Annotated in this window: 5 protein-coding genes; 3 read left to right on the top strand and 2 right to left on the bottom strand. The window is 72.4% G+C overall.

The window, feature by feature from the left end; translation table 11 throughout:
- Together ABZ281_RS29855 and ABZ281_RS29850 are read left to right on the top strand one after the other, a co-directional pair.
- A partial coding sequence (locus ABZ281_RS29855) for a PP2C family protein-serine/threonine phosphatase (RefSeq protein WP_356660454.1) occupies positions 1 to 759 on the top strand: 759 nt, incomplete at its 5' end.
- Between the two features lie 76 nt (positions 760 to 835).
- The gene (locus ABZ281_RS29850; protein ID WP_356660452.1) at positions 836 to 2299 is read left to right on the top strand and encodes an aminopeptidase P family protein; all 1464 of its coding nucleotides are present in this window, start codon (positions 836 to 838) and stop codon (positions 2297 to 2299) included.
- Between the two features lie 58 nt (positions 2300 to 2357).
- On the opposite strand, the gene ABZ281_RS29845 is transcribed toward ABZ281_RS29850, so the two are convergent.
- On the bottom strand, positions 2358 to 3191 hold the full coding sequence (locus tag ABZ281_RS29845; protein WP_356660450.1) for a triphosphoribosyl-dephospho-CoA synthase: 834 nt from the start codon (positions 3189 to 3191) through the stop codon (positions 2358 to 2360).
- Positions 3192 to 3475: 284 nt separating this feature from the next.
- Between ABZ281_RS29845 and ABZ281_RS29840 the strand changes: the two genes are divergently transcribed.
- Positions 3476 to 6469 (top strand): glycine--tRNA ligase, encoded by a 2994-nt coding sequence (locus tag ABZ281_RS29840; RefSeq protein ID WP_356660448.1) that lies wholly within the window; start codon positions 3476 to 3478, stop codon positions 6467 to 6469.
- A 109-nt stretch (positions 6470 to 6578) separates the two neighbouring features.
- Here ABZ281_RS29840 and ABZ281_RS29835 read toward each other — a convergent pair whose 3' ends face one another.
- Positions 6579 to 7043 carry an ATP-binding protein gene (locus ABZ281_RS29835; protein ID WP_356660446.1) on the bottom strand — a complete coding sequence of 155 codons (465 nt, stop codon included), beginning with the start codon at positions 7041 to 7043 and terminating at the stop codon, positions 6579 to 6581.
- Positions 7044 to 7356: the final 313 nt, after the last annotated feature.

Below are 7356 nucleotides of genomic sequence, written 5' to 3'. Positions count from 1 at the left end.
GCCGAGCACTTGGCCCGGCTCCTCGAACTGGAACGCACGCGCACGTCCATGGCCACGATGTCCGACGAGCTGCTGCCCGCGCGGCTGCCCCGGGTCGCCGGCGTCCAGCTCGCCGCCCGGCACCGCACCGGCCCGCGCGGCGGCGGGGACTGGTACGACGCATTGCCGCTGCCCGACGCCGCCCTCGGCCTCGCCGTGGGATCCGTCACCGGCTCGGGTCCCAGCGCCGTCGCCGCGATGGGACGGCTGCGGGCGTCGCTGCGCGCGTACGCAGTGATGGAGGGGGAGGACCCGGTCGCCGTCCTGTCCGACCTGGAGCTGCTGCTGCGGCTGACCGAGCCGGCCCGCTCGGCCACCGCCCTGTTCGGCTACTGCGAACCGGCCGCACGCAAGATCACGCTGGCCGGTGCCGGGCACAGCCCGCCGCTGCTGATCGGACAGCGCCGCACGGAGTTCGTCGAGACGTCCGTCTCGGCCCCGCTGGGCATGCTCGCCTGCTGGGAGGCGCCGAGCGTGGAGATCCTTGCCGAGCCCGGAGAGACGATTCTGCTCTACACCGACGGGCTGCTGCACCGCACCGGCGAGGCCACCGACCGCGCCTTCGCCCGGCTGCACGCGGCGGCGGCCGGAGTGCCCCGGGCCCTGCGCGGCGACCCCGGCGCGATCGCCGACCACGTCCTGCGGAGCGTGCTGCCGGACGGGCTGGACACGGCGGAGGGTGCGGAGGACGTGGTCCTGCTGGCGGTGCGGTTCGAGTAACGCTCCTCGTCATCGCCCTGAGGCCGCTTCCGCGCCGCCGTACAGTGGAGGACGGTCCAGTGCCGTATCGAGGAGGATGACCGTGGCCGAGGAGCTCATCCCGGAGACCCCGGACGAGAGCGAAGAGCCGATCAAGCAGCGGAAGAACGGACTGTACCCGGGCGTGTCCGACGAGCTTGCCGAGAACATGAAGAGCGGCTGGGCCGACACCGAGCTGCGCGACCTCGAGCCCATCCCCCAGGCCGCCGAGACCGCCGCCCGCCGGGCCGCGCTCTCCGCGCGTTTCCCGGGTGAGCGTCTGGTGATCCCCGCGGGCAACCTGAAGACCCGCTCGAACGACACCGAGTACGCCTTCCGCGCCTCCGTCGAGTACGCCTATCTCACCGGCAACCAGACGGAGGACGGCGTCCTGGTCCTGGAGCCCAAGGACGAGGGCCACGAGGCGACGATCTACCTCCTGCCGCGCTCCGACCGGGAGAACGGCGAGTTCTGGCTGGACGGCCAGGGCGAGCTGTGGGTCGGCCGCCGGCACTCCCTCACCGAGGCCGGAACGCTGTACGGCATCCCCGCCTCCGACGTGCGCGAGCTGGCCGGTGCGCTGCGCGAGGCCACCGGGCCGGTGCGGGTCATGCGCGGCTACGACGCCGGCATCGAGGCGGCCCTGACCGACAAGGTCACCGCCGAGCGCGACGAGGAGCTGCGGGTCTTCCTCTCCGAGGCGCGCCTGGTCAAGGACGACTTCGAGATCGGCGAGCTGCAGAAGGCGGTCGACTCGACCGTGCGCGGCTTCGAGGACGTGGTGAAGGTCCTCGACAAGGCCGAGGCGACCTCCGAGCGGTACATCGAGGGCACGTTCTTCCTCCGCGCGCGCGTGGAGGGCAACGACGTCGGCTACGGCACGATCGCCGCGGCCGGGCCGCACGCCTGCACACTGCACTGGGTGCGCAACGACGGGGCGGTCCGTTCGGGCGAGCTGCTGCTGCTCGACGCGGGTGTGGAGACGCACACGTACTACACGGCCGACGTGACGCGCACGCTGCCGATCAACGGACGGTTCAGCGATCTTCAGCGCAAGATCTACGACGCCGTGTACGAGGCCCAGGAGGCCGGGATCGCAGCGGTGAAGCCCGGCGCGAAGTACCGCGACTTCCACGATGCCGCGCAGCGGGTGCTGGCCGAGAGGCTCGTGGAGTGGGGCCTGGTCGAGGGGCCAGTGGAGCGGGTGCTGGAGCTCGGGCTGCAGCGGCGCTGGACGCTGCACGGGACCGGGCACATGCTCGGCATGGACGTGCACGACTGCGCTGCCGCGCGGGTCGAGGCGTACGTGGACGGTGTCCTCGAGCCGGGGATGTGCCTGACCGTGGAGCCCGGGTTGTACTTCCAGGCCGATGACCTGACGGTGCCGGAGGAGTACCGGGGTATCGGGGTGCGGATCGAGGACGACATCCTCGTCACCGAGGACGGCAACCGGAACCTCAGTGCAGCACTGCCTCGGCGGTCCGACGAGGTCGAGGTGTGGATGGCGTCCGTCAAGGGCTGAGTGTCGTCTGCGGGTGCGTGGGGGCGGTTCGCGCCCCGCGGCGGAGCCGCACAGTGACTCAGCCCCGCGCCCCTGCAAGCTTGAGGGCGTCCAGGAACAGGGCGCCTGTGAGCAGGGGCGCGCTCCCCCTCGGGACCCAGGTGTGTTCCGTGAGGTTGGCGTCCAGGGCTCTCAGCGCCGCCGCGCCGGGCTTCGTCGCCGTACCGCCCGCGTCCAGAACACCGCGCGCGCCTGCCTGGACGCGGCGTAGCCCCAGGGGCCCGGCTGAGTACAGCAGCTCGGTGTCCTGGAGGGTGGACATCACGGTGAGCAGGGCGTCCAGCCGGGCCTGGGTCACCGTGGCGCCCCGGGCCCGTGAGGCCGTGAGTGCGGTCAGGGCGCGGCGGACGTGGGGGAAGCCGGCCCTGGCCTCTCCCCTCGCGCCTGCCGCGCCGTAGCGGGCCGACATCGTGGAGCCGCGCGAGGGGCGGCGCGGGGCGCGGCGGTCCGGGTGGGCGGCCAGCTGTCCGGCCAGGGCCGTGGTGCCGGCCGGCCCGGCTCCCGGCCGCAGCGCCGTCGCCGCCACCAGCAGGCCGAGTGTCCACAGGGTTCCTCTGTGGCCGCCGCCCGCCAGCGCCAGGGTGTGCTCCGTGGAGCGGCCGATCGCGCCCAGGTCCGCGCGCAGGCGGGAACCGGGCTCGCCCGTGCGGCGGGCCGTGGCGGCCATCGCGATGAGGCCGGGGAGCAGCGCATGAGCCGACCACCGCAGGTCGCTGTGGTCCCGGGCTGTGCGCTCCCGCGGATCGGGAAGACCCGGCTTGGGCGCCAGGGCCAGCTGCCCGACCAGAGCGTCGACGGCGGTCCGCGCGAGTGCCTCGTCCTCGCGGCCGTTCCCGTACTGAGTTCCCGTCATGGGACCGGGACTGTAGGGATGGCACCCGTCAGACGGATGGGCCCCGGCTGTGGGCCGACTGTGCATCGCTTCCTGGTGGACCGCGCCCCAAAGGGGCGCGGGGAACCGCGCTGCCAGCCACATAGGACCCGCGCCCGCCCACGGCGATCCCGTGGCACCCACCCCCGGGGCCCCTCCCAGTACACGTCCGACCGGTCGGTCAAGAAACAGCAGGTCAGCGGTAGTTGACGTGTGAGATCATGGCCGACCTTGCCGGTCCGACTCGGGGAACAGGCGCGATCATCATGAAGAACGTATCGACGGCGCTGACGATGCAGGACGCCATCCTCACCCTGCAGAAGTACTGGAGCGACAACGGCTGCATGATCACGCAGCCGCTGAACACCGAGGTCGGAGCCGGTACGGCCAACCCGGCCACAGCGCTGCGGGTGCTCGGTCCCGAGCCGTGGAGCGTCGCCTACGTGGAGCCGAGCGTACGGCCCGACGACTCACGCTACGGCGAGAACCCCAACCGGCTCCAGACCCACACCCAGTTCCAGGTGATCCTCAAGCCCGACCCGGGCAACCCGCAGGAGCTCTACCTGGGCAGCCTCCGCGCCCTGGGCGTCGACCTGAACGCGCACGACGTGCGGTTCGTCGAGGACAACTGGGCCTCGCCCGCCCTCGGCGCCTGGGGGCTGGGCTGGGAGGTCTGGCTGGACGGCATGGAAATCACCCAGTTCACCTACTTCCAGCAGGTCGGCGGCGTCGCCCTGGACCCGGTGTCGGTGGAGATCACGTACGGCCTCGAACGCATCCTGATGAACCTTCAGGGCGTGTCCCACTTCAAGGACATCGCCTACGCGCCGGGCATCACCTACGGCGAGGTGTTCGGGCAGAACGAGTACGAGATGAGCCGCTACTACCTCGACGACGCCGACATCGACACCAACCACCGGCTGTTCGAGTCGTACGCGGCCGAGGCCCGGCGCCTGCTGGACCTGGAGCTGCCGGTCCCGGCGTACACCTACGTGCTCAAGTGCAGCCACACCTTCAACGTGCTCGACGCGCGCGGTGCGATCAGTACCACCGAGCGGGCCAAGGCGTTCTCGCTGATGCGGGGCCTGACGCACGAGACGGCCAAGCTGTGGGAGCGGCGCCGGGCCGCGCTGGAGCATCCGCTCGGACGGGCGGCGGCGCCCGCTCCGGCCGAGCGGGCCATGTTGCCCAAGGTGCCCGGCGTCGAGACGCTGCTCTTCGAGATCGGCGTGGAGGAGCTGCCCTACGCCGACGTCCCCGCGACCACCGAAGCGGTGCGCGAGTCGGTCACCGCCAAGCTCGCCGCGACCCGGCTGGGGCACGGCGCGATCACCGTGCTGGCCACCCCGCGCCGGATCGTGATCACCGTCGACGGTGTGCAGCCGCGCGAGCGGGACACCATGCGGACCGTGCGCGGGCCCAAGGTCGCCGCCGCCTTCAAGGACGGCGCTCCCACCCCCGCGTTGCTGGGCTTCGCCCGCAGCCAGGGCGCCGAACCGACGGACGTGCGGATCGTCGAGGTCAACGGGGTCGAGTACGTGGCCCTGACCCGCCACGAGGAGGGCCGGCCGGCCGTCGAGGTGCTCAGCGATCTGCTGGCCGAGGTCGTCTCCGGGCTGCGGGCCGGGCGCAACATGCGGTGGAGCGATCCAGGGCTGTCGTTCTCGCGTCCCGTGCGCTGGCTGCTCGCGTTGCTGGGCCGCACTCCCCTGCCCGTGGTGGTCTCCTCGCTGTCGGCGGGCGACACGACGCGGGTGCAGCGGCAGGCCCCCTATCCGGAGGTGCGGGTGACCTCCGCCGAGGGCTACCCGCATTTCCTGCACATGCACGGCATCCTGCTCGACCGGGACGCCCGGCGCGGCGCGGTCGTGCGCGGGGCCCTGGAGGCCGCCGCCGAAGTGGGCGGGCGCATCGACGTGGAGGGCCAGGCCGGGCTGATCGACGAGATCACCGACATCCTGGAGTTCCCGTACGCCGTGCGGGGGTCGTTCGACGAGCGCTACCTCGAACTGCCCGCGAGCGTCCTGACCACCGTGATGCGCAAGCACCAGCGCTATCTGCCGGTGCTGGACGGCGAGCGGCTCATGCCGCACTTCGTGACCTTCGCCAACGCCCTGTGCGACGACGACGTGGTGCGGGCGGGCAACGAGGCGGTGCTGCGGGCCCGTTACGAGGATGCCGCGTTCTTCTGGCGGGCGGACCTGAAGGTGGCGCCGGAGGAGTTCCGGCGACGGCTGGACAAGCTGACCTTCGAGGACCGGCTGGGCACGGTCGCCGACCGTGCCGTCCGGCTCGCCTCCCTCGCGCAGGACCTGGCCGGGCGAGCCGGGCTGTCGGAGGAGGCGGCGGAGGTCGTGCGGCGGGCCGGTGCGCTGGCCAAGTTCGACCTGGCCTCGCAGATGGTGATCGAGTTCTCCGGTCTGGCCGGGGTCATGGCGGAGGAGTACGCCCGCCGGGCCGGCGAGTCACCGGAGGTCGCCCGTGCGCTGGCCGAGATGGAGCTGCCCCGGTCCGCCGGTGGCGCTCTGCCCGCCGGGGACGCGGGGGCCGTGCTGTCCCTCGCCGACCGGTTCGACCTGGTGACGGGCATGTTCCTGATCGGCGCCGCACCCACCGGGAGCTCCGACCCCTACGGGGTGCGCCGGGCCGCGATCGGGCTGCTCAACGTGCTGCGGAACCGGCCCGCCGTGGCCGGGGTGCGGGTGAGCGAAGGGCTGCGCGCGGCGGCCGTACGGTATGCCGCGCAGGGCGTCGAGGTGCCCGCCGAGCGGGTCGCCGAGGCCGCCGAGCTCATTACCCGGCGCTACGAGCAGCAGCTCACGGACGCCGGGCACGAGCACCGGCTCGTCCAGGCCGTCCTGGTCTGGGCCGACCGGCCCGCCCATGGCGATCGCACGCTGGCCACGCTGGAGCGGCATGTCGGAAACGAGGCGTTCGAGGCGCTCGCTGCCGCCTTCCAGCGGGTGGTGCGCATCCTGCCCGAGGACGGTGTCGAGGCGGCAGACCTGTCGCTGCTGACCGCCCCCGCCGAACTGCGTCTCGCCGAGAGCGCGCAGGCAGTGCGCCAGGCGCTGCAGGGCCGCGAGGACGATCTCGGCGCGCTGATCGAGGTCTCCGCCCCGCTGGTCGACGCGATCGGCGTGTTCTTCGACGAGGTACTGGTGATGGACCCCGACCCGGCGGTCCGGGCGGCGCGGCTGGCGCTGCTGACGGAGGTGGCGGGGCTGGCGGGTACGACGCTGGACTGGGGCGCGCTGTAAGGACGCCCGCCCGGTCAGGGGCGGTGATCCACACGGCCGGTCACCAGCGGTGCTTCACGCAGCCGGCCATGGGCGGTGTTTCACGTGAAACACCGCCCCGCGGGGGAGGTCAGACCGCCATCAGCGGTGCGCCGGAACGCCACTTCAGGACCTTGTCGAAGCTCACCACGGCTCCGCCCCGGCCCGGCTTGTTGCCGATGTGGACGTGATCGGCGAGCTCCTCGATGAGGCACAGCCCCCTGCCGTTCTCCGCGTCGGAGTGCGCGGGACGGATCTGCGGGCGGGACCGTCCGGCGGAGGCCGCGGGGAAGCCGGGGCCGGCGTCGGCGACCTCGATCCGGCACTTCTCGCCGTCGAGGTACGCCGTGACCCGGTACGCCTCCGAGCCGGGGCCGCGCTCCGTGTCCCCGCCGTGCTCCACGGCGTTCGCGCACGCCTCACTGAGGGCGACGGAGAGGTCGTAGGAGATGTCCGGGTCGACGCCCGCGGTCTCCATCGTGCCGATCAGCAGGCGGCGGGCGAGCGGCACGCTCGCAGCTTCGCGCCGCAGATGGAGTGACCACCAGATGCTCATGCTCCAGCCTCCTGGCTGCGGCTCGACATACCGTTACGTATTGCCCTGAGTGCCCGTGGGTAAGCGTGAAGTTGACGTGACGCCGCCCATACGGCGGATGCGCACTGGCCCTGATCGGTGTATGCGGGGGCAGACATCGGCACATCCAGGGGCGCGCGTGGCCAGAGCATGACGTTCCAGTCGTACGGCACCTTGTGGACCTGCCGCACGGGGCGTGCGGGGCCAGTGCGATGATGAGCCCGCCATGACTGCCCCCCACGCGCGCGCGACGCGCTCCGGACACACGCTCCGGATCCTGCGGGCCGCGGTGTTC

This window comes from Streptomyces sp. NPDC006265 (assembly GCF_040613555.1).
Taxonomy (GTDB): domain Bacteria; phylum Actinomycetota; class Actinomycetes; order Streptomycetales; family Streptomycetaceae; genus Streptomyces.
This window is presented reverse-complemented; position numbering and strand designations above follow the sequence as displayed.

Excerpts from the sequence above, each read along its gene's own strand:
- ABZ281_RS29850 (WP_356660452.1), top strand. The coding sequence starts at position 836 with ATGACCGTGGCCGAGGAGCTCATCCCGGAGACCCCGGACGAGAGCGAA.
- ABZ281_RS29845 (WP_356660450.1), bottom strand. The coding sequence starts at position 3,191 with ATGACGGGAACTCAGTACGGGAACGGCCGCGAGGACGAGGCACTCGCG.
- ABZ281_RS29840 (WP_356660448.1), top strand. The coding sequence starts at position 3,476 with ATGAAGAACGTATCGACGGCGCTGACGATGCAGGACGCCATCCTCACC.
- ABZ281_RS29835 (WP_356660446.1), bottom strand. The coding sequence starts at position 7,043 with ATGAGCATCTGGTGGTCACTCCATCTGCGGCGCGAAGCTGCGAGCGTG.